Below are 24,677 nucleotides of genomic sequence, written 5' to 3'. Positions count from 1 at the left end.
TCCGCCAGGCTTATTAAAGCTCACACACTTCTGGTGTTTCTCTGCCTACGGGCAACAACGCCCCCCCTCCTTTGGGGAGAGAGGGCGCTGACTTAACCGGTAGTGGAATTAATCCAGAGAGACATTCTCAAAGTGATGCTTACCAAGCGGATCCACGACGTAGCCCTTCACTTCTTTACGCACAGGCTCATAAACGGTGGAGTGGGCAACAATCAGCGCCGGAGCCTGATCGTGCATCACTACCTGAGCCTGTTTGTACAGTTCTACGCGTTTGTCGTGGTTCGATTCGGCGCGCGCCGGTTGAATAAGATCTTCAAACGGCTTGTAGCACCAGCGAGAGTAGTTGGAACCGTCTTTGGCTGCGGCGCAGCTAAACAGCGTGGCGAAGAAGTTGTCCGGATCCCCATTGTCGCCGGTCCAGCCCATCATCACCGTCTGGTGCTCGCCCGCTTTGGCGCGCTTGAGGTATTCGCCCCACTCATAGGTTACGATTTTGGCTTTCACGCCGATTTTCGCCCAGTCAGACTGGATCATTTCCGCCATACGGCGTGCGTTCGGGTTATACGGACGTTGTACCGGCATCGCCCACAGGTCGATGGAGAAACCGTCCGCCATGCCCGCTTCTTTCAGCAGTTCTTTGGCCTTGACCGGATCGTAGGTGTAGTCTTTCACCGCGTCGTTATAGCCCCACATGGTCGGCGGGATCAGGTTCTTGGCCGCCTGGCCTGCGCCCTGATAGACCGCGTCGATGATCGCCTGCTTGTTGACCGCCATGGTCAACGCCTGACGCACCTTCAGATTATCCAGCGGTTTTTTCTCAACGTTGAACGACAGGTAGCCAACGTTCAGCCCCGGTTGTTCCATCAGGTTGATGGTTTTGTCCTGCTTCATGCGCGCGATGTCGGCCGGGTTCGGGTACGGCATCACCTGACATTCGTTTTTCTGCAGTTTGGCGTAACGCACTGAAGCGTCCGGCGTGATAGAGAACACTAAACGGTCAATCTTCGGCTTGGTGCCCCAGAAACCGTCAAATGCCTTGTAGAGAATTTTGGAGTCTTTCTGGTATTGCAGCAGTTGGAACGGACCGGTACCGATAGGATTCAGGTCAACTTTTTCCGGGGTGCCGGCTTTCATCATCACGTCGGCATATTCGGCAGACAGAATAGAAGCGAAGTCCATGCCCAGGTCAGCCACAAATGGAGCTTCCGGACGGGTCAGCACAAAGCGTACGGTGTAGTCGTCCACTTTTTCGATTTTGGCAATCAGCTTCGGCATGTCCATGCCTTCAAAGTACTCATAGCTGCCGCCGGAGACTTTGTGATAGGCATTATTGGCGTCCAGCTGGCGTTCGAAGGAGAACACCACGTCGTCGGCGTTGAAATCACGAGTCGGTTTGAAGTCTTTGCTGCTCTGCCACTTCACGCCTTTACGCAGGTGGAAGGTGTAGATTTTGCCGTCTTCGCTAACATCCCACTTTTCAGCCAGGCCCGGCTGAAGCTCGGTGGTGCCGATTTTGAATTCGACCAGACGGTTGTAAATAGGGACCGAGCTGGCGTCGTAGGTGGTACCCGAGGTGAACAACTGTGGGTTGAACCCTTCCGGGGAACCTTCAGAACAGTAAACCAGAGTCTTGGCTTGCACGCTGGCCGCAACGGTCAGCGCAATCAGCCCAATACCGAATTTCAGAATCCCCGTTTTTCCCAAGGAACTTGTCATCGTTTGTGCTCCATTATGTGATGTGATGTGTGTATTACCGCCAGAGCCTGTATTTTTTATTGCGCGGCCTGTGCAGTCGTGCCCGAAGGCTGGGGGGATAGTCGCAAGAGAGCCGGATGGAACGCCTCCCGGTGGGGACGTCTGAGCGTATGGGATTCACTCAAACAACTCTCGCTCTTACCCCTGAGGCTACCAAATTGCCAACTGTTTGGGGTGTCGTCAATATAACCAGTGGGGATTTACACAGACTGTGAGAAACAGCAAACAAACATAAAAAAAACCTTTCTTTAACAGTTGCAGCATGAAAACTTATGCTATGCGGTCATTTTTAGCTCGATAGGCTGTGTTGCAGAAAGTTACTGGTGTTTAACTCCGATAAAAAACAAAAAAAGTTTGTTGCTGAATGATGAATATCTGAACGGTTATTTTTGTGATCTAGGTAAAATACAGGATGAAATGCTGCCCCTCTTACCCGAAAGGGTGAGGTGTCGGCGCTTTTTTTAGTTGAGTGGCACCACAATCTATTCGCCGTAAAAAAACTTTCGTCTGTCAAAAAGCCGGGGGCGAAAGGATATCCCCCGGCAACGTGCTACAACCGATTTATTGCGTGCCGGCGCTGTTGCCTAAACTGGTATTCATATTGTTCAGAATATCCCCGTTATCGGCGTCAATCTCCCAGGAGAACAACCCGCCCAACTGCTTATCCAGCACATACTTGCCCTTGGCCTGCACCGAGCGTGCATCGTCGAAGGTAATCAGGTCACCAGTCGAAGGCTTGAACACATAAGGCGCTTCGGCGGTGGCGTCATAGCTGTACTGCCATTCGCCGCTCATAAACTCATTGGCGATTTGGCGGTAATCCACGATGCCATTTTCCCAGGTGCCTTTGACCGGGCCGGTCGCGGTGCCGGTGAACGGAACGTTGTTCTGGTAGCCGTTCACTCCGGTCCAGCCGCGGCCGTACATGGCGGTACCCACCACGATTTTGCCCGGCTTCACCCCCTGCGTCAGCAGCGCGTTAACGCCATTCACCGTGGTATACGCCGTATCCGGTTTCCAGGAAGGCGCTTTCAGCGCGGTCTGGTGACCCAGATTTTTCAGATCGAACGCGCCATAGAAGTCGTAGCTCATCAGGAAGATGTGATCCATCGAGTTCTGCGCGGTGTTGTAGTCCACCTTGTCGATCTTATCCTTGCCGGCGCTGATTGCGGAGGTCAGTTCATACTTGCGACCGGTTTGTGCTGAAAGCTGGTCCAGCATCGCCCGCAGCTCTTTCATCAGTTGCACATAGGTTGCCCCATCCTGAGCACTGCCCAGTTTCGGGTTAGCGCCCTGCCCGCCCGGGAATTCCCAGTCGATATCCACGCCGTCAAAGAACTTCCAGGTTTGCAGGAATTCTTTCACCGAGCCGACGAAACGATCGCGCTTCACTTTGTCGCCCATAAAGAAGAACGGGTCAGACAGTGTCCAGCCACCAATCGACGGCAGGATTTTCAGGTCCGGACGGGCCTGCTTCAGCGCCATCAACTGACCGAAGTTACCTTTGTAGGGGTCGTCCCAGGCGGTAACCCCCTTCTGCCCTTTCTGCAGCGCGGCAAACGGATCGTGGATCGACACCTTAAAGTCTTCGCGGCCCTGGCAGGAACGCTGCAGTGCCTGGAAGCTGCCTTCGATCTCTTTCAGGCTGTCGTTGATGCCGTCACCGCCGCAGATCGGAATAAAACCGTACAGCAGATGCGTCAGGTTCTGCGCTGGCAGTTTATCGACGGTGAAATTACGGCCATAAACACCCCATTCAACAAAATAAGAGCCGACCACTTTGCCGGAGTCTTGTTTATAAGGCTTATTTTTTTCCAGCAGCGGCTCTTTTAACGGTGCCAAATGGCTACCATCGGTATCTGCCACTACAATTTCGGAGGCATCGCTGGCGGTACAACCGTCGGCATTACATAACGCCACCTGCATTTGATAACGGCCACCTTTATTAACCTTAAAGTTTGCCGTGCCCGAAGCGCCGGTTGAGGCACCGCTCCAGACTTCTTTGCCATTTAATAATACTTTTGCCGTGGTACCGGTATCGCCATTCCATAAATTCCATGAAACAGAAACGTCGGCGGCATCTTTAACCTTCACCAGATTATTATAAGCCGTCGCGGCCTGATCGACTTCGACAATGGCGAACTTGGTATTGCCCCAGGCCAGCGTAGGCTTGCCCGGTACGGCGGCCTGCGCCGCAGAACACAGGGTGCTGCCGATCAGCAACGCCAACAGCGGTTTATTAAATTTGCGCATAACTGATTCCTTTATTCCGAGAGGATAAACATAAAATATTTAATGACGGCCGCCGATTGTCAGAGCAAAACAATTCCGCAATAATCATGGCCGATTAAAATGAATAAATAAGCATTAATCTTTCCCACGTAATGGAAATCTATCATTCCCATCTCGTGTATTCAGACTATAGATAAAATAATCATTAAAACAATAGCGCCATCAACCGGGTTTTATTGAGCAACAATGAATTAATTTAATAATGGATAATCCGCAGCAGTGGGAATAAGGATAGTGAATTAAATACAGGGAAAGGATAAATATTTTTCATGGTTTTGATGTCGTAATTGACATCAAATTAATTTTGATGGTAGCGTAAACATCAACAAGGAATGTTCAATGCCGGCAACACTGGTCATGAAGAGGCGCATTTGGCTGGACACAGACAGTTTGCTTAGTCTGGTTGTCTGGGACGTCACCCCCTCGGTAAGAGGCAGCAACCATAAGTACAAGTATCGTTTGGCCTATGTGGTAAAGGATGAATGCCTATTGCGCTATGACAATGAAGCGGGTAAAGGCGACCACAAGCATCTCGGCATAGCCGAGATCCCAATAGAATTTATTGATATCAATAAGCTGGTTGATGATTTCGTTACCGAAGTGAACCAGCTGAGGAGGCCGAAATGCACACTCTAATGGTCAGTGTCATGCCTGTCCAACAGGCGATCGACGGGCTTAAAACCGATTTTTCCAAAGCATTATCCGGCGCGGATATGGGCAGCAGGCTGATATTCCCGGATGTTAAAACGCTAACCTATGTATTGCTGAACAATAACCGGATGGCGCTACTCGACGAAATGACCGGAGCAGAAGCAATGTCAATCCGCGAACTCTCCAGACGAGTAAATCGAGATTTCAAAGCCGTACATACGGATGTCCAGGCTCTGCTGAATGCAGGAGTTTTAGATAAGAAAGGCACAAAGATTATCTTCTCGTACGACGAGATCCATTTTGACTTCGTGGTCGGCAAGGCTGCCTGAATTGCAGACGAAAAAAAACCTGCTTTAAAAAAGCAGGTTTTTCGAATGTGGTCGGCGAGAGAGGATTACTGCATCTGCGATGCTGCCCCGCGGGCCGTTGCTAAAGCAACGTTGTCTCGCTGCGCTCGGTTCAAACCTCCTTCGGAGGTGCTCATCCTATAAACTACGGACGAAAAAAAACCTGCTTTAAAAAAGCAGGTTTTTCGAATGTGGTCGGCGAGAGAGGATTCGAACCTCCGACCCACTGGTCCCAAACCAGTTGCGCTACCAAGCTGCGCTACTCGCCGATGCGGGCGCATGTTACTGCTGACGATAATACGCGTCAATCACTTTCTCGTCCCGACACATCAAGTGGTGATAAAATCGGCATAAAGCGCGCTGTAGCAGCCTGCAGCGCGCTTTTTCATTATGCCTTAGCCGTTTTCAGCGCCGGAGATTGGGCGCGTAAGAACGGCAACAGGAACAGCGCAGACAAACAGGCGGCGATGGAAATCACCACGAAGAAACCGTTCCAGTGCCAAATTTCCATAATCCGCGCAATTGGGTAGCCGGACAACGCGGCACCCAGGTAAGCAAACAGGCCGACAAAGCCGGTCGCCGCCCCGGCAGCATCCTTGTGCGAACATTCCGCCGCCGCCATGCCGATCAGCATCTGCGGACCAAAGATAAAGAAGCCGATAGCAAAGAAGCAGGCGGCCTGCAGCAGGAAGGTGACGCCCGGCATGATCCACAGCGCCGCAACCGACAGGAAGATACCGATGGCGAAGATCAGGTTCATTGGCCCACGGTTACCGCGGAACAGCTTGTCAGAGCCCCAACCGGCCACCAGCGAGCCGATAAAACCACCCACTTCGAACAGGGAAATCGCCGAGTTGGCGGTCATCAGCGAATAGCCTTTCTCCTGGGTCAGGTACAGGTTGCCCCAGTCATTGATGGCCGTACGCACGATGTACACCAGCACATAGGACACCGCCAGCAACCAGATATACTTGTTGGTCAACACGTAACGCTTGATGATTTCGCGGTTGGTCAGCCCCTGACCTTCCGATTCCTGCACCAGTTCCATGGCGTCGTTACGCCATTTTCCCACGCTAGGCAGCCCCATGGTGGACGGCTTGTCACGCAGGCGCCAGCACATCAGCAGGCCCATCACCACGCCGATAATGCCCGGAATAATCATGCCGTAGCGCCAGCTGAAGTGCAGTGAGATAAAGCCGACCAGCAGGGGGATCAGCGCACCGCCAAAGTTATGCGAGGTGTTCCAGATCGCCCACCAGCCGCCGCGCTCGGAGCGCGAATACCAGCTGGTGAGGATTTTTGAACAAGGTGGCCAGCCCCAGCCCTGGAAGAAGGCGTTGAGGATCCACAGCGTCCCCAGCATCAACAGCGAAGAGCTGAGGCCGAAGAAGATATTGAGTATGCCGGTCATGATCAGGCCCAACCCCATAAAATAGCGCGGGTTGGAACGATCGCTGATCATGCCTGAGATAAACTTCGAGCAGCCGTAAGTGATATAGAACAGCGTGCCGAGGATGCCAACGTCGGACATCGTCAGGCCAAGGTCGCTCAGCATCGCCGGCATAATGAAGTTGAAGCTTTTGCGCGTGAAGTAAAACGCGGCATAGCCGATGTACATCGTCCACATCAGCTGGATGCGCCAGTATTTATAGCTGGCATCGATCTGTTTTTGATCGGTAACCGGCGGCACATCGTCGCGGCTTTTAAGGAAAGACCACATGTGAAACCTCAGAGAATATGAAAAGTGCCGCTATCATGCTGCGCGCGCGCGAAAATGACTTACGCCGGATTCCCGACGCGGCTAGGAGTATTTCCTAGTTTGGCCCTTCCGCCGGTGAAACTGTGGGTAAGATCACATTCAAACAGGTACCATTCTCCGACGTCAGCCGCAGGCGGCCGCCCAGTGCGCTGATGCGTTCCTGCATGCCGCGCAGACCATAACCCGGCTCATGATTGGCCAGATCGATACCGACGCCGTTATCGCGAATGGTCAGCAGCACTTGCGGCAGCCGTCCTTTACGCTGGCGAAGACGCGCATCCAGCTCAATCCGGCTGGCAGCAGCGTGACGACAAACATTGGTCACCCCTTCCTGACACACCCGATACAGGGTGATTTTCAGCGTCTCATCCAGCAGTTCATCCGGCACCTGCCACTGCATCACGCTCACCAGCGACGCATCCTGTGGCAAGGATTCACGCAGCATCGCTGCCACCGCCGCCGAAAGTGGCAAATTATTGAGCGCGGCCGGCCACAGTTGGGTCAGCACATCGTGCACGCCGTCATATACTCGCAGCGCCAGCGTATCTATCGCCTCTGCGCAGCCCATCACCTGCGGCTGCGGTGCCAACCGCTTGATAATACTGGCCTGGGTACGGATCACGGTGATGGTTTGACCGACCTCGTCGTGCAGCTCCCGCGCCACTTCCCGCCGGGTCTGCTCTTCTGCCGTGACCAGCGCGCGCGCCAGTTGGCGATTTTCCGTCAACCGCAGCCGCAGTTGCTGGTTCAGTTCGCGCTGGCGTTGAATACCCGCGCCGAGCAGCAGGCCGGTCAGGCTCTGGGCCAGCAACGACAACAGCAAATCGCGGTGTGATTCGGGCTGTGGCGGTTCGTTGGCCACCAGCACCACGCCATTGAGCAACGTCGCCAGCAGCGCACCCTGCCAGCCGTAGCGATAAGACATAAAGACGATCGGGATGGCCAGACAGAAGGGCGCAAAGCGGCGCAGCTCGGCAGCATTAACCTGCTGTTGCAGCCAGATACTGAGAGCAAACAGCAGCAAATAGCTGGCCAGATGGCGCAACCGCAGCGTCACCGGCTTATGGATCAGACCCGGTTCGAGCGGGACCCAGATCTGCCGCGCCAGGTAGTGCCACAGCAGCAGACAGGTCGGGGCAATGGTAAAGCCGCCCGCCAGCCCGAGCAGCAGCGCTCGGGCCCCCTCACCGTTCACCAGTTGCCACACCAGCGCTTGCAGCAACGCGGCCACTGCCACCACCGCGCCCTGCATCAAGGGCCATTGCCATTCGCTGTCGCTTTCCTGATGCCGCAGCAACCAGGGGGAAGCCACCAGGCTGAGCAATACCGTCAACACCAGCACCACCACCGAAGCCCACAGCGCTGGGCCGTAACCGAACTGATCTGCCAGCACCACCATCAGCAGCAGATCGGCCAGCAGGATACCCGGCCAGAAGCGATAAGGGCTTTGCAGCAGAATCCCCATACGCAGGCCAAACGGGAACAGCAACAGCGCCTGCCACGGCGGGTCGATCAGCGCGGTGCCAATGCCCCACAGGCAAAATGCGCTGGTCGCATAGATAAAAAACAGCGCCAGTTGGGTGATCAGGCGTTGCATCACAGGTTCAGCATCCGCTTCGCCAGTTCAACGTTGTTATTGATACCCAGCTTGGCAAACAGATTGGCACGATGCACGTGTACCGTTTTGGGTGACAGTCCCAGCGCAGCGGCAATCTCCCGCACCTCCTGCCCTTGCGCCAGCAACAGCGCGATTTCGCGTTCGCGACGAGTCAGGGGGTCCACCTTCACCCGCGCCAACTGCTGGGCGATTTCAGGCATCAGGTACACGCCACCGCTGGCGACGGTACGTACCGCGGTGATCAAATCTTCCGGCTTGCAGCGTTTGGATAAAAACCCGCAGGCACCGCGTTCCAGTGCCAGCTCCACCAGCGCCGGGTTGTCATGCATCGACAGCATCACCACCCGAATACCGGAGGGAATATCCGCCAGTAAATCCAGCCCGCTGCCGTCCGGCATCGAAATATCACAGATGCAGATTTCCGCCTCCAGACCGGGCAGGCCGGCGCGAGCCTGAGCTGCGCTGCTGAACTCGCCGACCACCTGAATATCCGGCTCCAGCGACAGCAGTTGCACAAAGCCCGATCGCACAATGTCATGATCGTCAATAAACGCCACGCGCAAGGTCATGGAAATCTCCGGTCCGAGGGGGAAAGTGCGCAAGTATACCGCAAGCCTGAGCCGGATTAGTTGATGAAGGGAAGGTATTAACGGATTTTACCGGGCGCAGCGCGCCCGGTATGGGAGGGTTACAGCTCGCTGGGTGACGCTTTTTCCTGCGGAATATTACACCAGTTGTTTTTGGCCTCGATGCCGCCGTTCGGCGAGGTATAGCCGAGGCAACCGAGAATAGTATCGAACAACTCAACATGACGGTGGGTTTTGCCAACCCGCTGTTGCGCCTGCAATTGCTCAAACGCACCGCGATGCTGTGGGTCTTCCAGGAACTTGTCGGACGCCCATACCATCATTGGCACGCGGAACTGCTCCACTGGCGCCATTTCACGCGGCGTGCCATGCAGGTGTGAATTCTCGCCTATCGATTCACCGTGATCGGAAGAATAGAACACAATCGCCTTCTTCTCGCGCACCTGGTCAATCACATTGGCAATAAAGCTGTCGGTATACAGCACCGAGTTATCGAAGGCGTTAACCAACTGATCCTTGGAGCAGAAATCATCAACACCGATACACTCCGGCTGATAGCGTGCGTAGCTGCGCGGATAACGCTGTGAGTAAAGGTAATGCGAGCCTTTGGTGTGCAGGATCACCAGATGCTTGCCCTTGGGATAGCGGGCCAGCGACTCCTTCATTTCATCCACCAACAGCATATCGTCAACCGGTTTGCCGTCGTTGCGTTTCTCGGAAGCGATCATCTCGCGGAACGAATAGTTGTTCACTTCGGTATTGTTATAGAACCAGACCTCACTCTGCATGGCGAACAGCTCGGAGGTGAAGCCCAAATCTTTCATCACCGCAAACACGTTTTGCTCTTTCAGCGTACGTTGCGGATTGTCTGCCGTGCCGCCTTCCCGCACGAACATACAACGCAGCGAGAGTTTGGTGGCGGTATCACAAGACGTGCCGCGGAACGCCACCAGGTTCTTCTCTTTGGACAAACGTGGCGTGGTGTCACGGTCGTAGCCGAGAATACCCATGTGATCCCAGCGTGTGGTTTCACCAATGATAAACACCACGTAGGTGTCATCAATATCGGCCGGTGCCACATAGGTAAAGTTCTTGGCCGGGTCGAACAAATTGGCCTGATCCTGACTTTCGTCGTAACGGGTATAGGCAAACAGCCCCAGCGCCGACAGCCAGTTGGATGGCAAATAGGAATGCGCCACTACGCCGCCGTAGCTTGGCAAGTCCACATTGGTGATTTTCTCCTGCGCGCTTTGCTCGTTATCCAGCATACGCAGCGGCAACCAGACCAACGCAACCACCGCCACCAGCACCACCAGGGGTTTGATCCGGTGTCCGGGCGTTTTCAGCTGTTCGATCAGGGTATAACGCAGGTTGTTTTTCCAGATGCACAGCAGCGGCAATGCGCTGAGCACCACCATCCACAGCACAAAGTGCATGCCGACCACTTCTTTCGACAGGTCAACATCGGTGGTCATCACCGACACCACGATGCCGTAGCCGATCACCACGTTGAAAAACGTCATGTAATAGCTGGCAGCCACGGAAATCAGCACCAATAGCGAGGCAATGATGCGGTAGAACAGCCGGCCGCCGAGCGATACCAGCCGCATAATAAAGAAGGTGAACAGAACGATAGCGACAACCTCAGTTACCGCTGCAATAACCTTAATCCCCTGAATGCCGTGCGAAAATGAATCAAAGCGACGATAGAAAACGGAAAGGTTCAAAAAGATGCCGATATAGATCGCTAACAATAACGATAAATTCTGCTGTGATAGCGATTTAACTTTGTTCATGTAACGCGGTGGCTCCGGGGGCTTTAACAGTTCTGAAGTCAGTCAGACATTTATTGCGGCCGCAGGTTCAGCCGATCGGCAATAAGCGCTATTTTGGGGGTAATAATCAAGAGAATTCTCAAAAAATAAGCATTTTTGTCATTTTTTGTGCAAAAAGCAGGGACGGGGCAGGATGAGAAATGGAGGGGTAACCCTCCATTTTTTCCGTGGCGTTAGCGAAAACCTTACTTAACGTTAAGCGTTACATCAATATTGCCGCGGGTGGCGTTGGAATAAGGGCAGACCACGTGGGCTTTTTTCACCAGATCTTCCGCCACACTGCGCTCTATGCCCGGCAAGGTGATATCCAACTGCACTTCGATACCGAAGCCGTTGGGGATTTCGCCAATACCCACGGTGCCGTCAATTTTGGCTTCGGCCGGGATCTTCACCTTTTCTTTCGCGGCGACAAACTTCAGTGCGCCGAGGAAGCAGGCCGAATAACCGGCAGCAAACAACTGTTCCGGGTTGGTGACTTCACCGCCCGCGCCGCCCATTTCTTTCGGCACGCCCAGTTTGACATCCAACACACCGTCAGATGAGGTCGCACGGCCATCGCGGCCACCGGTTGCGGTGGCATGAGCACAGTAAACAACTTTTTCAATCGACATACATCATTCCTTCTTTCTGGTTGGAGGCTAGACGGCGGTTCTTGCAGGCAAAACGCCGTCATTGGTATATCTTTCGCGATTAAATCGCACACTATATATTTGATACTTACTTCCAGTGTAGTCCATCAAGGCCGATCCTGCGTCTGGCACCGGCCGTCAGAGCTGGTTGATCAGCTTGCCGCGCAGCTTTTCCAGTTGCTGCTTGATATTGACGATTTCATCGAGGCTGCAATCGGTAGCGCACATGACGGCTTCCGGTACCGACTGGGCTTTTTCACGCAGCGCGCGACCGGCGTCGGTTAACGCAATAATCACCTGCCGCTCATCGGTGGTGGCACGGTAACGCACCAGCAGCCCGGCGATTTCCAGCCGTTTCAGCAGCGGTGTCAGGGTGGCGGAATCAAGAAACAGCCGCTCGCCAATATCTGTAACCCTGATTTCATCCCGTTCCCACAGCACCAGCATCACCAGGTATTGCGGATAGGTGAGTTCAAGCCGGCTCAGCAATTTACGGTACACCTTGTTCAGCGCCAGGTTGGCGGAGTACAGGGCAAAACACAGTTGCTGGTCGAGCAGCAGCAGGTTTTTCGTCTCGGGTTGTTCGGTGTTTTCGGTTTTCATGTTCTGAATATAGATAGTGCACGATGTAATCGCAAACTATTTTTTAGCATTTGCCCCGTAAACCCTCGCCCCCTCGGGCGGGGATATAAGGGGAGCTAATCAGGTATTTTCTGCGATGGTACATAGGTTTTCAGTGTTTCGATTGTTGCGCTGCGGTGAGATAAAAACTCGTCCAGAATGGACAACTCATTTGCTGACCCAATGGTGACGGCGAAGATAACCGGTCAACTTATAGTGATGCACATTTTCTGGTCAAAGGCTTCCTAAGGTCATACAGTACAAGCTGATTATCGGTGAGCGTCCATGATGAAAAGAGCCACTAAAGTACGCCTGTACCCGACGACCGAACAGGAAGCATTCTTGAATGCTCAGTTCGGCGCGGTGCGTTTTGCGTACAACAAAGCTCTGCATATCAGCCGCCACAGGTACCAGCGGCATGGTGTATCGGTCAGTGTTAAGCGAGACCTGAAACCATTACTGGCGGTAGGAAAAAGATCCCGTCGTTACCATTGGCTGAAAGACTATGATTCACTGGCGTTACAGCAGGCGGTGATTAATCTTGATACCGCTTTTGGACACTTTTTCAGGCAACGTGCTCGCTTCCCCACCTTTAAGCGCAAGCATGGCAAACAATCCAGCTATCACCCCAACGGCAAAGTATTAACCGACGCGATCCAGTTGCCAAAAATGACACCGATGAAAGCGGTCATTCATCGCGATATTATCGGGAGGGTATCCAGTATCACCGTCAGTCGTGGCGCGACAGGAAAATATTATGCTTCAATACTCTGTGACGATGGACTGGCTGCGCCAGCCAAACCCACACTGATAACTCGTGTAACCGGTTGTGATTTGGGTCTGACCCATTACCTCATTCAGTCTAATGGCGAAAAAACAGCCAATCCACGGCCTCTGGTACGCGCCAGCCGTAATCTGCGGCGCAAACAAAAATCGCTATCCCGGAAAATAAAAGGCAGTGCAAACCGGGCAAAAGCGCGTTTACGGGTGGCTAAATGTCACGAGCATGTGGCGAATTCCCGTGCTGACTTCCAGCATAAATTGTCTCGTACACTGGTTGACGAAAACCAAGCGGTCATTGTTGAGACACTGAAAGCAGCAAACATGATGAAAAATCACCGGCTGGCGCGGCACATTGCGGATGCGTCGTGGACTGGGTTCGTGATGAAACTGGAATACAAAGCGGAGCAGGCCGGCAAACATCTGGTGAAAAGTGATCAATGGTTTGCCAGCTCTAAAACCTGCCATTGTTGCGGTTATAAAATGGCAGAAATGCCGCTGAATAAACGTATCTGGCCATGCCCGGCCTGTGGTGTTGAACATGACCGCGATATTAACGCGGCCATCAACATCCAGCGCAAGGGCATAACGGATTTACAGGCGGCGGGACTCGTCGTTTCTGCCCATGGAGGCCAGCGTAAATCTGTCATATCGACAGTAGCGGCCTGAGAAGTGGGAAGCCTCACCGTTTACGGCGGGGAGCAGTCACCCAATATGCTACCTTGTGTAAAGCAGGGGATGCCGCAGCGAGGTGCTGTGTGGAGGGAAAGGATATGACAGACACACTGACAGAACGCGCGCGCCGCTACGCCACCAAGGCGCATGCGGCCATCGATCAGCGCCGCAAATACACCAATGATCCCTACATTGTTCACCCGCAGGCGGTGATGGAAATCGTCAGCAGCGTGCCGCACAGCGAAGAAATGCTGGCCGCCGCCTGGTTGCACGACACGGTAGAGGATACGCCTACCACCCTTGGCGATATCGAAAGCCACTTTGGGCCACAGGTCGCAGCCCTGGTAGCAATGCTGACCAACGTCAGCGGCAGCGGCGACGGCAACCGCTTCGAGCGTAAAAATCGCGATCGACACCACAGCGCCCAGGCTTCACCGCAAGCCAAGACCATTAAACTGGCGGACCTGATCGACAACACCCGCTCACTGCTGGACTATGACAGTCATTTCGCCCGAACCTATCTGATCGAAAAACAGCGGCTGCTGGAAGTGTTGACCGAAGGTGACCCGACGCTGTGGCAACAGGCGCATCACATCGTCGAAAAAGGCCTGGAAAGGCTGCAGTTGCCGCCGCATAACGTCCCGGCAAGCTGGTTCGAACATGCGCGCCAGCGTTACCGGGAAAGCGATGCGGCGTAGTCATCAGAAAGTCACCACCGTTTTCAGCGCCGTCACCCAGGCGTCCTGAGTTTCGTTGACGCCCGCCGGATGGTGCCAATATTGTATGCCCGGCTGCAGTTGCAGCCACGGGGTGACGTTGAAGCGGTAATAGAGTTCTGCCGTCACCGAATGCCCCGGCACCGGGTGATAGTTGGGATCGTTATACCCGGTAGCGTTGTTGACTTGATTCAGGTAGCGCTGATTATCCCGGTAATGGTTGCTCAGCTTGACCATGGACACCCCCAGACCCAGCCAGTCGTCTGGCCGTGCGTCAAACAGCCCGCGATAGCGGATACCGGTCGAAGTGGAGTAATGCATATAGTTGGAGCGCTGATCTGCCAGCCCCAGGCTGTAGAACAGGCTCAGACCGCGATTGGCGTCATCCGGGTGGCGCGTGACCTGTTGGTTAAAACCGCTATACAGGAACCAGGTGCGATCGTGGCTGCGGTAGCCGTTCGGATCGCTCGCCCCCGGGCCACCGGAAACCCCCTCATACAAATCCTGCTGGTCGGCATTGGTAAACAGCACGCCAATATTGTAAACCCCCGGCAACTGATTGACCGCGTTGGTCTTCAGTTCCAACTCCATCGGTAACAGCATGCCTTTACTGCCCTTGGTCGACCCACTCCAGGCATGACTGCGGCTTGGTGCCTGCGGGTTTTGCTCCATCACGCCGGTCTTGAAGGTCAGCCCGTCAGTCAGTTTATATTGCAGGGTGGTGCCCCAGTAGTGGACGTTCCAGTTATACCAGGTCAATGAGTTGGCAGACTTGCCGCCGCACAGCGTCAGCGTCTGGAAATCGCAGGGAATAATCTGGTCGAAGTCCTGCACCTTGTTCATCATGCCGATACGCCATTGCAGCCGACGATCAAGGAAGCTGCGGCTAAAGGTCAGCCAGCCCAGTCGGGTGATCGACTGGCCACCATAGCTTTCCTGCGACAGGTCGGTCGGATTAACACGCGGGTCCTGCAAGCGATCGCGCGTCAGGTTGTTATCATGATTACGGTTAACGATATTGCCTTCAAGCGCCGCATCCGGGATACCGGTCAGCGCCTGCAAGTCCTGGCTGAAGGTCAGCGAGAACTGATCGATATAGGACAGCTGCTTATCGTGGTTATAGCCACCGCCAGCGTTATAGGAAATCTGGCTGAGATAACCCAGATTATAGTGAAAGCCATGATCTTCCAGGATCGGTCTGATCCCCAGCATATCGCCCAACAGCCCTGGCTGCGGCGGTTCAAACCCGAGCGCGACGCCTTGCCATTTGGCGGTGGGTGCTTCCACGTCCTTGGCGCTTTGCAAAGTTTCCGCCTGCGCGCCGCTGCAGGTCAGCAAGAGCGCGGCGAGTGTCATAGAGTGAGGTAATGGATATTTCATTATTATATTTCTCCGCCTGTTACGCTGACTGCGGGCAACAGCATTCCCTGGGCGAGAATTTCCCATAATTGGCAGCAGTAGATAAAGGTAATAACCCGGCGGTTGCCACCGGGTGGGCTGATATAGCTTAAGCTTTGTTTTTCAGACTGTTACCGTTGCTCTGGATCACATCGCGATACCAGTAGAAACTCTTTTTACGGCGGCGCTCCAGGCTCCCGTTGCCGGCATCGTCGCGGTCGACATAAATAAAGCCGTAACGCTTGGACATCTCGGCCTTAGAGGCGCTGACCAGGTCTATCGGGCCCCAACTGGTGTAACCCATCACCTCCACGCCATCGTCAATCGCCTCCGCCACCTGCACCAGATGGTCGTTGAGATAATTGATGCGGTAGTCGTCATTGATGCTGCCGTCGGCCTCGACACGGTCCTTGGCTCCCAGGCCGTTTTCCACAATAAACAGCGGCTTCTGGTAGCGGTCGTACAGCACATTGAGCAGATAACGCAGGCCAACCGGGTCGATCTGCCAACCCCACTCCGAACTGGCCAAATGCGGGTTCGGCACCATATTGAGAATGTTGGTCCGGGCAGTGTTGTTCTGGGCCTCGTCGGTGGTGACACAGCCGCTCATGTAATAGCTGAAGGAGATAAAATCGATGGTCTCGCGCAATGCCTGTTGATCTTCGGCGGTGATCTCGACCTGAATGCCGTTTTCACGGAAGTAACGTCGCATATACGCCGGGTAGCCGCCGCGCGCCTGTACGTCGCCAAAGAACAACCAGTCGCGGTTCTGGCGCTGGGTTTCCAGCACGTCTTCCGGCTTGCAGCTCAGCGGATAGAGAATACCGCCCAGCAGCATATTGCCGATTTTGCCGCCCGGCACAATCTCATGACAGGCTTTTACCGCCCTGGCGCTGGCCACCAGCTGATGGTGGATCGCCTGATAAATCTCGCTTTTGCTGCTGTCTTCCGCCAGACCGACGCCGGTAAAGGGTGCATGCAGCGACATATTGATCTCGTTAAAGGTCAGCCAGTGCTGCACCTTGTGCTTATAGCGTTCGAACACCGTGCGCGCGTAGTGCTCGAAAAAGCCGATGGTCTTGCGGTTGCCCCAGCCGCCGTATTGCTTCACCAGCCCGTAGGGCATTTCATAATGCGACAAAGTGACCAACGGCTGAATGCCGTACCTGGCCATTTCGTCGAACAGCCGATCATAGAACGCCAGCCCGGCTTCGTTCGGAGCCTCCTCATCGCCCTGCGGGAAAATACGCGTCCAGGCGATGGAGGTACGCAGGCACTTGAAGCCCATTTCAGCGAACAACGCGATGTCCTGCGGATAACGATGATAAAAGTCGATCGCCACATCCTTGATGCCGCTGTCGCCGTCAACCCGTGGCGTAATCGCGCCGAAGATGCCCTGCGGCTGCAAATCAGAGGTCGACAGCCCTTTGCCATCGGTCTGATAAGCCCCTTCCACCTGATTGGCCGCCACTGCGCCGCCCCACAGAAAATGGTCTGGAAATTTGCTGCTCATCGCTTTCTCCTCGGTTAACCTAATAAAGTCAGCAGCGGTGCCTGTTCCTGCACCCTGCCCTGGCCGCTGGTCAGCACGTCGACGTAGTCATCGCTGTTGCTGATGATGATCGGCGTGGTGGTATCAAAGCCGGCGGCGCGGATCGCCACCTGGTCAAACTCAATCAGCAGATCGCCCGGGTTAACCCGATCGCCCTCTTGCACATGGGCAGTAAAATGCAGCCCATCAAGCTTGACGGTATCTATGCCGACGTGAATTAAAATCTCTGCGCCCTCATCCGACTCAATACCGATGGCGTGTTTGGTTTTAAACAGCGAGGCCACACGCCCGGCAACCGGCGCGACCACCCGCCCTTGCAGCGGCACTATCGCCACTCCCTTGCCCAGCAACCCGCTGGCGAAGGTGGCGTCGTTAACCTGCTCCAGCGACATCACTTCGCCGGCAATCGGGCTGACGACAAACTGTTTACGGTTAAGCGGTGCGACAGGTGCCGGTTCCACGGCGGCCTCAACGGGCGCCACACCGAACAGGTAACTGGCCACCGCCGCGAAACAAAATGACAGCAAGGTGCCGACAATCGCGCCCCACACCGTGGCATCGAAGCCGCTGGCAGGAATAATCTGCGCAAAGGTAAAGATGTTCACCAGACCAAAGGAATAGGTGGCGGTATGGAAATAGCCGATCACCGCGCCTCCCAGCGCACCACCGATGCAGCCGAAAATAAACGGCCGTTTATTCGGTAGGGTCACGCCGTAAACCGCCGGTTCGGTGATACCAAACACCCCGGCACCGATGGCGGACCCGGCCAGAGCCCGCAGTTTGGCATCGCGGGTACGCAGCATGACGCCCAACGTGGCGCCCACCTGCCCCATCACCGCCGGCAGCAGCAACGGCACCATGGTGTCGCGGCCGAGCACGCTCAGGTTATTGATCATCAAGGGCACCAGTCCCCAATGCAGACCGAAGATCACACACACCTGCCACATCGCCCCCATAAAGGCACCGGCAATAATCGGGTTAAATCCGTAGATGGTCTGAAAACCGTTGGCCAGTAAATGGCTGAGCCAGGTGGCTGCCGGGCCGATCAACAGGAAGGTCAAGGGCACGGTGACCACCAGGCACAGCAGCGGCGTAATAAAATTGCGCAGCGCGCTGTGGATCACCCGATTAAACAGCGGCTCCAGCCGGCACGAGATCCAGGCGGCAAAAATAATCGGGATCACCGACGAGCTGTAATTGATAAAGGTCAGCGGAATGCCGAAGAAATACTCGCGCACCGCGTCTGGCTGCTGTGCCGCTTCAAATGCCGCCATCATCAGCGGGTGGGTCAGAGCCCCACCAATCGCCATGGTAATGAACGGATTACCGCCAAACTTTTTCCCGGCGGTGTAGCCAAGCATGATCGGCAGGAAATAGAACAGCGCGTCACTGGTAGCAAACAGCATTTTAAAGCTGCCGGCACTCTCCAGCAGCCAGCCGCAGGCCAGGCTCAACGCCAGAAAACCTTTCAGGATCCCCGAAGCGGCCATCACCCCCAGCAGCGGCGTAAAAATGCCGGACACCACGTCAATAAAGCGACTGAACAGGTTTTCCTTTTTGCCGTCATCCTCCGCCACCGCGCCATCGCCCAGCCCACCAACCTGATTGACCGCGTTGTAGACCTCCGCCACGTGGTTACCCACTACCACCTGAAACTGCCCGCCGCTTTCCACTACCATGATCACACCGGGATTTTTTTTCAGTGCCGCGGCATCGGCACGCTGGCTGTCACATAGCTTGAAACGCAGGCGGGTGGCGCAGTGCACCAGACTTCTCACATTGTCGCGGCCACCGACGCCGGCCAAGATCTCACTGGCTAATTGTTCATATTTCATAGTGTTACCCTTAGAATCTACGTTCTGCCAACCTCAGTGCCGCGATGGCCAATCGTCGTCACGAAATTCAGCGCAAAAAAAAACCTAAACCTCATGGCCTCTGCTCCCACCAGGGGGACAGAAGCACGAGGTTTAGGTTTTGCCTGCCGGAGCAGTGACAACCCTAAATCGGCTGAGCTAAGACGTTAACACTGTGCTTTTCAGTGGGGCAAGGCTTTGCCCCGGCAAATTACCGAACTGTGATCCGGCGGGCAAAACGGCATCAGTGAGCGAAATAATGCATGCCGCCGTCTACCGGGATCACCGCTCCGGTGATATAGCGCGCCTGCGGGGAACAAAGAAACGCGGCCAGATAGGCCATATCCTCCGGCTCACCAAAGTAGCCAATCGGGATATTCTGTTTGATAAACGCCTGGCGCGCGGCCTCGGTCGGGTGCAGTTTTTCACGCACCTGTTCGCTATTAATCCGCCCGGGTTGCAGCGTATTGACGGTAATCCCTTGCGCCGCCACTTCGCCTGCCAACCCCTTGGCCCACAGATGCAATGCCCCTTTGGCGGCAGTGGCCGCGTTCAGGCTACGCGGCTCCATCGAGCCGCTGATGTTAATCACGCGCCCCCAGCCCTGCGCCTGCATGCGGGGCAGCAATGCATGGGTTATCCGACGCGCCGGGGTAAAGTTCAGGGCAAACGCCTCTTCCCAACCCGCGTCGCCTTCGCTGAGTGAAGTCGGGCGGGCACCCCCAACCGCATTAATCACAATATCAATGGTCCCGAACTGCTGTATCGCCAGCGCCAGCATGCTGTCGAGCGCCTGTGTCTGGGTGATATCTGCCGCGATGACATAGGGCCGTATGCCACCGGCTTGCTCAACCTCATCCGCCAGGGTCTGCAAACGGTCTTCGCGGCGCGCCGTCGCCACCACAATCACCCCCTGTGCCGCCAATACCCGAACCATGCCTGCGCCAATCCCTTCGCTGGCACCCGTCACCAACGCGATACGCCCCTGCAGATGCAAATTCATAAGATATCCTAATTGAATAATTCAACCTGGTTACAAAGATAACGTCATTGAATCACGTCCCAGTCTGTGTGAATATTCCATAAATTCGCGGAAAGACTGTGCAGGAATTCACTGATGTTCGATTGGCAGGATTTAAAACACTTCGTGGTGCTGGCACGCACCGGTTCATTGTCGGCAGCGGCGCGGGAGCTGGGCTGCGATCACGCCACGGTAGGCCGACGGGTGGCGGCGCTGGAGAAGGCGCTCGGCCTGGGACTGATCCTGCGTCTGCCACGCAGTACACCGCTGACGCAGGACGGCAGAATGATTGCCGGGCTGGCGGCCGACATCGAAAATCAAAGCCACGCCATTACCCGCCATGCGCGCAGCGCCGGTGAGACGCCGCAAACTCAGGTGCGTATCAGCGCGCCGCCGTCGATTGCCGCACGGGTTATCGCCCCACAAATTGCGCAATTTCATCATATTTTTCCGCACATTACGCTGATACTCTCCGGCGAATCGGCGATCGCCGAGCTGGATCGCGGTGAGGCCGAAGTCGCGGTGCGTATGGTGCGCCCGCAACAACCGGATCTGCTGGTGCAACGTATCGGCATGATGCGCTACGGGCTGTACGCCACGCCGCAGCACGCCGCCCTGCCGGAGTCGGCGCGGGCCTTTATCGGCTACGACCACCACTACCAAAACCAACCGCATCAGCAGTGGCTACAACAGCTGTTGCAGGGCCGTCCGGTGGTATTTCAGGCCAGCGATCTGTTCTCGCTCCAGGAAGCGGCACGATCGGGACTAGGAGCAGTGGTATTACCGACGTTTGTCGCCGATAGCGACCCAGATATGGTGACACTGCCGACTTCAATCGCTGCACCGACCCGCGAACTGTGGCTGGTCACTTACCCGGATTTGGCACGCTCAACGGCCGTGCGCGCGGTGATGACTTTTCTGACTGATCTCATCGGAGAAAAATGCCCACTGACGCGCTGAAACATAAGTCATGCTAATTTGATACTGGACAAATCTTACGCGGCGGATTATTACTGGTCACGACATAATGGACTTTAGGGACTGGCTAAGATCATGACTTTGCGTACTGAATTTGGACGAATTCTGATTACCGGCGCGGGTGGCCGGGTGGCGACGGCATTCCGTCAATCGGTGGGAAATCGCTATCAGCTACGGTTGGCGGAAAAAAACCTCGATCTGCTGACCGATCTGCTGCCTGGTGATGAGGTGATCAGCTTTGATATCGCCGATATTGAAGCCTGCCGTGCGGCCTGCGCCAATATTGACACCGTGCTGCATCTGGCGGCCGATCCCTCGCCCGATGCGGACTTTTGCCATTCGTTGATGGATAACAACATCCTCGGTACCTTCAATATTTTCCGGGCGGCAAAAGACGCCGGCTGCAAACGGGTAGTCTTCGCCAGCAGTGCGCAGGCAGTGGAAGGCTATGCGCTGGATTACCAGATTCGGCCACAGGACGCGCCCAAACCGAAAAATATGTACGGCGTCAGCAAGGCCTTTGGCGAAGGTATCGCCGCCTATTTCGCCCATCAGGAAGGGCTTTCCGCCCTGTCGGTACGCATCGCCAACTTCACCACGCTGGAACCCGGCGAGCAGCTCAGCGCCCGTGACATGAGCGCTTTTCTCAGCCACCGTGACGCCGCCGATCTGTTGGAACGTTGCCTGCGCATTGAAGGCGTGCACCATGCAGTGGTGCACGGCGTGTCCAATAACCGCTATAAGCGACTGTCGCTGGAGGAAACCAGTCGCCTGCTTGGTTACTACCCGCAGGACGACGCGTTTAGCATCCTGGGTTTCGCTTAAAGTTTGCTATCTATGCGCTGCAACAGGTAGGGGAAAAACGGGTTGGAGGCAATGCGCATCAGCGAATCGAGATCGACCACCAGCACGGAACGTTCGCCGCGCGCAGCAAGGGTGCCCAGGCTAATACCGAACTCATCACGCTGCGCCGGAAACCGACCATACAGCGAATCACTCACCGGGAACGGCAGCGCCACGTGCGAAAGCGAATAAATATCCGCCGGGTAAGTCATGCCCAGCGGTTGCTCGCTTGGCGTGGTAGCCCCGGCCGGTGTCACACTGGCGATCGCCTCGCTGCTTTCCGGTGAGGCGTTGGCGATCACCGTGGTCTGATAACGACGCGGAGGCGCAGGCAACAGTTGGCTGACCGCCGCCGCCGCGTTTGGCCGCAACAGCGGACCGAAGTTCACCGTACGATTGACGTCAAACAGCACCAGTTCGCTGCCGTTCGCCGGCAGTTCGTTATATAACGCGCGGATCACCGCCCGGGTACTGACGGTGGAATCCATTACCGACTGGAAAGTCAGCACCGGCGCTAATTTATCCAGCTTGCCGTCACGCGCCGCGCGGGCGATTTGCTGTTGCAGACCATTGCTGAGCAGATAGGACTGGCGTGCCCCATTTACCGGGAACGAATTGTATTTAAAAGGATTAAACTCCGGCAGCACCCCAAGCCAGGCAGCTTTGGCAAACGCCGGGAACACCGCCGGCCAACCGGCAATACCGGCGAAGCGGGCAAAGCTGGTGACGCCGATCATCGGTGAGATCAGGATCAATCGCTGCGGCGCCGCCAATTGTGGATCATCCAATGCATCCAGCGCGTACTTCATCGCCAGCGCTCCGCCGTTGGAAAAGCCCACAATATGCAGCGGCTTGTCGCCCCCGGCCTGGCTGCGCGCCTCACGTATTGCTAACCGCGTCGCCGCCAACCAGTCTTGCCATTCAATATCGGTCAGGGCGCCCGGTACCGTACCGTGTGCCGGCAGGCGAATGCCGACCGCCACATAACCCTGCTGCCGGTAATTCTCGGCAATGTGCCGCAGGCTGTAAGGGGAGTCGGTCAGGCCGTGCAACAGCACCACGGCACCGCGCGGCTCCCCCTGCGGCAGCAGTTCGTAGGAACGGTTCCAGTCGCGGGCAAAGTGCTCCGGATACACCGGACTGCCATCGAAGTAGCGGTTAAGTGGGATGCGTTCGCTGGCGGAAAGTTTGTCCGTGACGTTGGTCTTCACCTCATCAAACACCCGGCTCTCTGCGGCCAGATAGCCCTGCCAGTCGGTCTTGTCCATTTCGGCAGCCGACAGTTCGTGTGGCACAAAGGTATGCCACGGCTCCAGTGCCGGACCGCTCTGAGTATCATAAATGCGCACCGCAAACAGCGTGAGCAACACGGTGACAGCCACAATCGTCAGCCGTTTGGTCCATTTAATTATCGCCCTGGAAGGCATGCCCACTCCTGAATTCACGGTGATCCCAGCTGCGATTATAGAAGTTAAATGCCCGCAGGGCAGCCCGACGATCGCCGGCCGTAACCCACCGATTTTTAGAACCTGCTCACAGAACCCGCATTTCCCAGCCATTTTTGCGGATAAAAATTGATCTGCCGACGGAATGTTTGTAGGTTTTCTGTAACGATACACTAAAACGTTACAGTGAAAGACCAGAGACAAAGTATCGTACCCGTTCCCCCTGTCCCTACAGCTTTGCCACGCAGGGGAAATCATCTTCACCACCAGCATCGCAGGCTGTCTGCGATCGGGAGCCAGGCTGATGAAATCACTGACATGCCGCTTAACGCCGCGCCTGTTTATCACGCTGTTATTTATGCTGTTTATCTTGCCACTGCGCGCCAATGCGGCCGAAGTTAACCTGCGGGTCTATTCATCGCTGCCCGATGATGAATATTCCGCGCACGCCATCTGGTTTAACCGCTTCAAACAGAATCTGGACCAGCGCCTGCCGGGCAAAATCGCCCTCAACTATTTCCCCAACGGCATGCTGGGCAAAGAGGCCGATGCCGTCCAGCAGGTGCGTATTGGCGCGATCGACATGATGATCTCCGGCACCTCCATCTGGGGCACGCTAGTACCGGAAATCGGCGTGCTGGATCTGGGTTATCTGTTTAACGATAACCCGCAATTGGGTCGGGCGCTGGATGGCCAGGCGGGCCAACTGCTGAGCGCCATGCTGGCCAAACAAAGCAATATCAAGGTACTGGGCTACGGCTTCAGCCTGGGCGCGCGCAACATTTACAGTAAAAAGCCGCTGCAGTCGCCGCACGACCTCAACCGAATGAAAGTACGCGTGCTGCCGGCACCCAATTTTATCGCCACGCTGAAAAGCATGGGTGCCACGGCGATCCCGATGCCCGGCGGTGAAGTCTATTCCGCGCTGCAAATGGGGGTGATCGACGGCGTGGAACATGACGCTGCCACGGTCTACACCAGCAAGTATTACGAGATCGCCAAATACGCCACGCTGACCCGCCATATCTATAACCCGATTGTCGCCACCATCAGCCAGGCGGCGTTCCAACGCATCCCGCAGCCACTGCAAGCCGAGGTGTTGGCGGCAGCCAGCGAAGCCACGGTTTATGAACGCAAAATCGCGGCGGAAAAAGAAACTCAGGCGATGGAAAAACTGAAAGCCGCCGGCGTGACCTTTACCGAAACCGACCGCGACTATTTCCGTCAGCAAACGTTGCCACTTCAGGCGGCGTTTAGCGGGAAATATCCACAGGCCAAAGCGGTGCTGGATGCCATTCATGCCACAGCGCAGCCGTAACGCC

The 24,677-nt window shown here is 55.5% G+C and carries 20 protein-coding genes, 1 tRNA gene and 1 other RNA gene; 7 read left to right on the top strand and 15 right to left on the bottom strand.

Translation table 11 applies throughout. The features are described from left to right. Nucleotides 1–108: 108 nt before the first annotated feature. Together dppA and chiA are read right to left on the bottom strand one after the other, a co-directional pair. Entirely contained in the window at nucleotides 109–1,716 is a 1,608-nt protein-coding gene (gene dppA, locus NHG65_RS00535) for a dipeptide ABC transporter periplasmic-binding protein DppA (RefSeq protein ID WP_099062211.1), read from the bottom strand. Between the two features lie 600 nt (nucleotides 1,717–2,316). Further along, nucleotides 2,317–4,008, bottom strand: a complete 1,692-nt coding sequence (chiA, locus tag NHG65_RS00530; RefSeq protein ID WP_207978615.1) for a chitinase ChiA — start codon at nucleotides 4,006–4,008, stop codon at nucleotides 2,317–2,319. A gap of 378 nt (nucleotides 4,009–4,386) precedes the next feature. On the opposite strand from chiA, the gene NHG65_RS00525 reads away from it, so the two are divergent. After that, entirely contained in the window at nucleotides 4,387–4,683 is a 297-nt protein-coding gene (locus NHG65_RS00525; protein ID WP_207978618.1) for a toxin-antitoxin system TumE family protein, read from the top strand. Beyond that, nucleotides 4,671–5,027 (top strand): HVO_A0114 family putative DNA-binding protein, encoded by a 357-nt coding sequence (locus NHG65_RS00520; protein ID WP_207978621.1) that lies wholly within the window; start codon nucleotides 4,671–4,673, stop codon nucleotides 5,025–5,027. Before NHG65_RS00525 ends, NHG65_RS00520 begins: the two co-directional genes overlap by 13 nt. A gap of 48 nt (nucleotides 5,028–5,075) precedes the next feature. On the opposite strand, the gene NHG65_RS00515 is transcribed toward NHG65_RS00520, so the two are convergent. The 8 genes from NHG65_RS00515 to NHG65_RS00480 form a co-directional block, all read right to left on the bottom strand. Then, nucleotides 5,076–5,203, bottom strand: a non-coding RNA gene (locus NHG65_RS00515) — RtT sRNA. Nucleotides 5,204–5,237: 34 nt separating this feature from the next. Further along, a tRNA-Pro gene (locus NHG65_RS00510) sits at nucleotides 5,238–5,314 on the bottom strand. 119 nt (nucleotides 5,315–5,433) lie between these two features. Further along, complete coding sequence (locus tag NHG65_RS00505) at nucleotides 5,434–6,765, bottom strand: MFS transporter (RefSeq protein WP_099062214.1); 1,332 nt, start codon at nucleotides 6,763–6,765, stop codon at nucleotides 5,434–5,436. 94 nt (nucleotides 6,766–6,859) lie between these two features. After that, nucleotides 6,860–8,401: a signal transduction histidine-protein kinase/phosphatase UhpB gene (uhpB, locus tag NHG65_RS00500; protein ID WP_261417825.1), complete on the bottom strand. Its 1,542-nt coding sequence runs from the start codon at nucleotides 8,399–8,401 to the stop codon at nucleotides 6,860–6,862. Continuing rightward, the gene (uhpA, locus tag NHG65_RS00495; RefSeq protein ID WP_017891232.1) at nucleotides 8,401–8,991 is read right to left on the bottom strand and encodes a response regulator transcription factor UhpA; all 591 of its coding nucleotides are present in this window, start codon (nucleotides 8,989–8,991) and stop codon (nucleotides 8,401–8,403) included. Before uhpA ends, uhpB begins: the two co-directional genes overlap by 1 nt. Nucleotides 8,992–9,110: 119 nt before the next feature. After that, nucleotides 9,111–10,805: a kdo(2)-lipid A phosphoethanolamine 7''-transferase gene (gene eptB, locus NHG65_RS00490; RefSeq protein WP_207978624.1), complete on the bottom strand. Its 1,695-nt coding sequence runs from the start codon at nucleotides 10,803–10,805 to the stop codon at nucleotides 9,111–9,113. A gap of 224 nt (nucleotides 10,806–11,029) precedes the next feature. Next, entirely contained in the window at nucleotides 11,030–11,455 is a 426-nt protein-coding gene (locus NHG65_RS00485; protein WP_499182831.1) for an organic hydroperoxide resistance protein, read from the bottom strand. Between the two features lie 156 nt (nucleotides 11,456–11,611). Beyond that, nucleotides 11,612–12,076: a MarR family winged helix-turn-helix transcriptional regulator gene (locus NHG65_RS00480; protein WP_099062217.1), complete on the bottom strand. Its 465-nt coding sequence runs from the start codon at nucleotides 12,074–12,076 to the stop codon at nucleotides 11,612–11,614. Between the two features lie 306 nt (nucleotides 12,077–12,382). Here NHG65_RS00480 and NHG65_RS00475 point away from each other — a divergent pair, with 306 nt between their 5' ends. Both NHG65_RS00475 and NHG65_RS00470 read left to right on the top strand, forming a co-directional pair. After that, nucleotides 12,383–13,543 (top strand): RNA-guided endonuclease TnpB family protein, encoded by a 1,161-nt coding sequence (locus NHG65_RS00475; RefSeq protein ID WP_207978765.1) that lies wholly within the window; start codon nucleotides 12,383–12,385, stop codon nucleotides 13,541–13,543. Between the two features lie 104 nt (nucleotides 13,544–13,647). Continuing rightward, the gene (locus NHG65_RS00470; protein WP_099062218.1) at nucleotides 13,648–14,247 is read left to right on the top strand and encodes an HD domain-containing protein; all 600 of its coding nucleotides are present in this window, start codon (nucleotides 13,648–13,650) and stop codon (nucleotides 14,245–14,247) included. A gap of 3 nt (nucleotides 14,248–14,250) precedes the next feature. Here the strand turns inward: NHG65_RS00470 and NHG65_RS00465 are convergent, their stop codons facing one another. From NHG65_RS00465 to NHG65_RS00450, 4 genes are all read right to left on the bottom strand, one after another. After that, entirely contained in the window at nucleotides 14,251–15,645 is a 1,395-nt protein-coding gene (locus NHG65_RS00465) for a carbohydrate porin (RefSeq protein WP_099062219.1), read from the bottom strand. 127 nt (nucleotides 15,646–15,772) lie between these two features. Further along, the gene (locus NHG65_RS00460; RefSeq protein WP_207978629.1) at nucleotides 15,773–17,176 is read right to left on the bottom strand and encodes a glycoside hydrolase family 1 protein; all 1,404 of its coding nucleotides are present in this window, start codon (nucleotides 17,174–17,176) and stop codon (nucleotides 15,773–15,775) included. 14 nt (nucleotides 17,177–17,190) lie between these two features. Beyond that, a complete protein-coding gene (gene bglF / locus NHG65_RS00455; protein WP_499182830.1) occupies nucleotides 17,191–19,050 on the bottom strand; it encodes a PTS beta-glucoside transporter subunit IIABC in 1,860 nt (619 codons plus the stop codon). A gap of 262 nt (nucleotides 19,051–19,312) precedes the next feature. Beyond that, the gene (locus NHG65_RS00450; protein WP_219015079.1) at nucleotides 19,313–20,071 is read right to left on the bottom strand and encodes an SDR family NAD(P)-dependent oxidoreductase; all 759 of its coding nucleotides are present in this window, start codon (nucleotides 20,069–20,071) and stop codon (nucleotides 19,313–19,315) included. Between the two features lie 114 nt (nucleotides 20,072–20,185). Between NHG65_RS00450 and NHG65_RS00445 the strand changes: the two genes are divergently transcribed. Together NHG65_RS00445 and NHG65_RS00440 are read left to right on the top strand one after the other, a co-directional pair. Continuing rightward, nucleotides 20,186–21,049 (top strand): LysR family transcriptional regulator, encoded by an 864-nt coding sequence (locus NHG65_RS00445; RefSeq protein WP_499182829.1) that lies wholly within the window; start codon nucleotides 20,186–20,188, stop codon nucleotides 21,047–21,049. Nucleotides 21,050–21,142: 93 nt separating this feature from the next. Then, the gene (locus tag NHG65_RS00440; protein WP_413514861.1) at nucleotides 21,143–21,892 is read left to right on the top strand and encodes an NAD-dependent epimerase/dehydratase family protein; all 750 of its coding nucleotides are present in this window, start codon (nucleotides 21,143–21,145) and stop codon (nucleotides 21,890–21,892) included. Here NHG65_RS00440 and NHG65_RS00435 read toward each other — a convergent pair. Further along, nucleotides 21,889–23,337: an alpha/beta hydrolase gene (locus NHG65_RS00435; protein ID WP_099062225.1), complete on the bottom strand. Its 1,449-nt coding sequence runs from the start codon at nucleotides 23,335–23,337 to the stop codon at nucleotides 21,889–21,891. The two genes, NHG65_RS00440 and NHG65_RS00435, sit on opposite strands and share 4 nt — an antisense overlap. Nucleotides 23,338–23,659: 322 nt before the next feature. Between NHG65_RS00435 and NHG65_RS00430 the strand changes: the two genes are divergently transcribed. Continuing rightward, nucleotides 23,660–24,673: a TRAP transporter substrate-binding protein gene (locus NHG65_RS00430; protein ID WP_207978638.1), complete on the top strand. Its 1,014-nt coding sequence runs from the start codon at nucleotides 23,660–23,662 to the stop codon at nucleotides 24,671–24,673. Nucleotides 24,674–24,677: the final 4 nt, after the last annotated feature.

It is taken from the genome of Serratia myotis (assembly GCF_027474885.1).
Classification (GTDB): Bacteria; Pseudomonadota; Gammaproteobacteria; order Enterobacterales; family Enterobacteriaceae; genus Serratia; species Serratia proteamaculans.
The sequence above is the reverse complement of the archived record's forward strand: the minus strand, read 5'-3'. Positions and strand labels throughout refer to the sequence as shown.

Coding starts and splice junctions, on each gene's coding strand:
- NHG65_RS00460 (WP_207978629.1), bottom strand. CDS start 17,176: ATGAGCAGCAAATTTCCAGACCATTTTCTGTGGGGCGGCGCAGTGGCG.
- bglF (WP_499182830.1), bottom strand. CDS start 19,050: ATGAAATATGAACAATTAGCCAGTGAGATCTTGGCCGGCGTCGGTGGC.
- NHG65_RS00450 (WP_219015079.1), bottom strand. CDS start 20,071: ATGAATTTGCATCTGCAGGGGCGTATCGCGTTGGTGACGGGTGCCAGC.
- eptB (WP_207978624.1), bottom strand. CDS start 10,805: ATGAACAAAGTTAAATCGCTATCACAGCAGAATTTATCGTTATTGTTA.
- uhpB (WP_261417825.1), bottom strand. CDS start 8,401: ATGCAACGCCTGATCACCCAACTGGCGCTGTTTTTTATCTATGCGACC.
- NHG65_RS00465 (WP_099062219.1), bottom strand. CDS start 15,645: ATGAAATATCCATTACCTCACTCTATGACACTCGCCGCGCTCTTGCTG.
- NHG65_RS00525 (WP_207978618.1), top strand. CDS start 4,387: ATGCCGGCAACACTGGTCATGAAGAGGCGCATTTGGCTGGACACAGAC.
- NHG65_RS00470 (WP_099062218.1), top strand. CDS start 13,648: ATGACAGACACACTGACAGAACGCGCGCGCCGCTACGCCACCAAGGCG.
- NHG65_RS00440 (WP_413514861.1), top strand. CDS start 21,143: ATGACTTTGCGTACTGAATTTGGACGAATTCTGATTACCGGCGCGGGT.
- NHG65_RS00485 (WP_499182831.1), bottom strand. CDS start 11,455: ATGTCGATTGAAAAAGTTGTTTACTGTGCTCATGCCACCGCAACCGGT.
- NHG65_RS00445 (WP_499182829.1), top strand. CDS start 20,186: ATGTTCGATTGGCAGGATTTAAAACACTTCGTGGTGCTGGCACGCACC.
- NHG65_RS00520 (WP_207978621.1), top strand. CDS start 4,671: ATGCACACTCTAATGGTCAGTGTCATGCCTGTCCAACAGGCGATCGAC.
- NHG65_RS00430 (WP_207978638.1), top strand. CDS start 23,660: ATGAAATCACTGACATGCCGCTTAACGCCGCGCCTGTTTATCACGCTG.
- NHG65_RS00505 (WP_099062214.1), bottom strand. CDS start 6,765: ATGTGGTCTTTCCTTAAAAGCCGCGACGATGTGCCGCCGGTTACCGAT.
- dppA (WP_099062211.1), bottom strand. CDS start 1,716: ATGACAAGTTCCTTGGGAAAAACGGGGATTCTGAAATTCGGTATTGGG.
- NHG65_RS00475 (WP_207978765.1), top strand. CDS start 12,383: ATGAAAAGAGCCACTAAAGTACGCCTGTACCCGACGACCGAACAGGAA.
- chiA (WP_207978615.1), bottom strand. CDS start 4,008: ATGCGCAAATTTAATAAACCGCTGTTGGCGTTGCTGATCGGCAGCACC.
- NHG65_RS00480 (WP_099062217.1), bottom strand. CDS start 12,076: ATGAAAACCGAAAACACCGAACAACCCGAGACGAAAAACCTGCTGCTG.
- NHG65_RS00435 (WP_099062225.1), bottom strand. CDS start 23,337: ATGCCTTCCAGGGCGATAATTAAATGGACCAAACGGCTGACGATTGTG.
- uhpA (WP_017891232.1), bottom strand. CDS start 8,991: ATGACCTTGCGCGTGGCGTTTATTGACGATCATGACATTGTGCGATCG.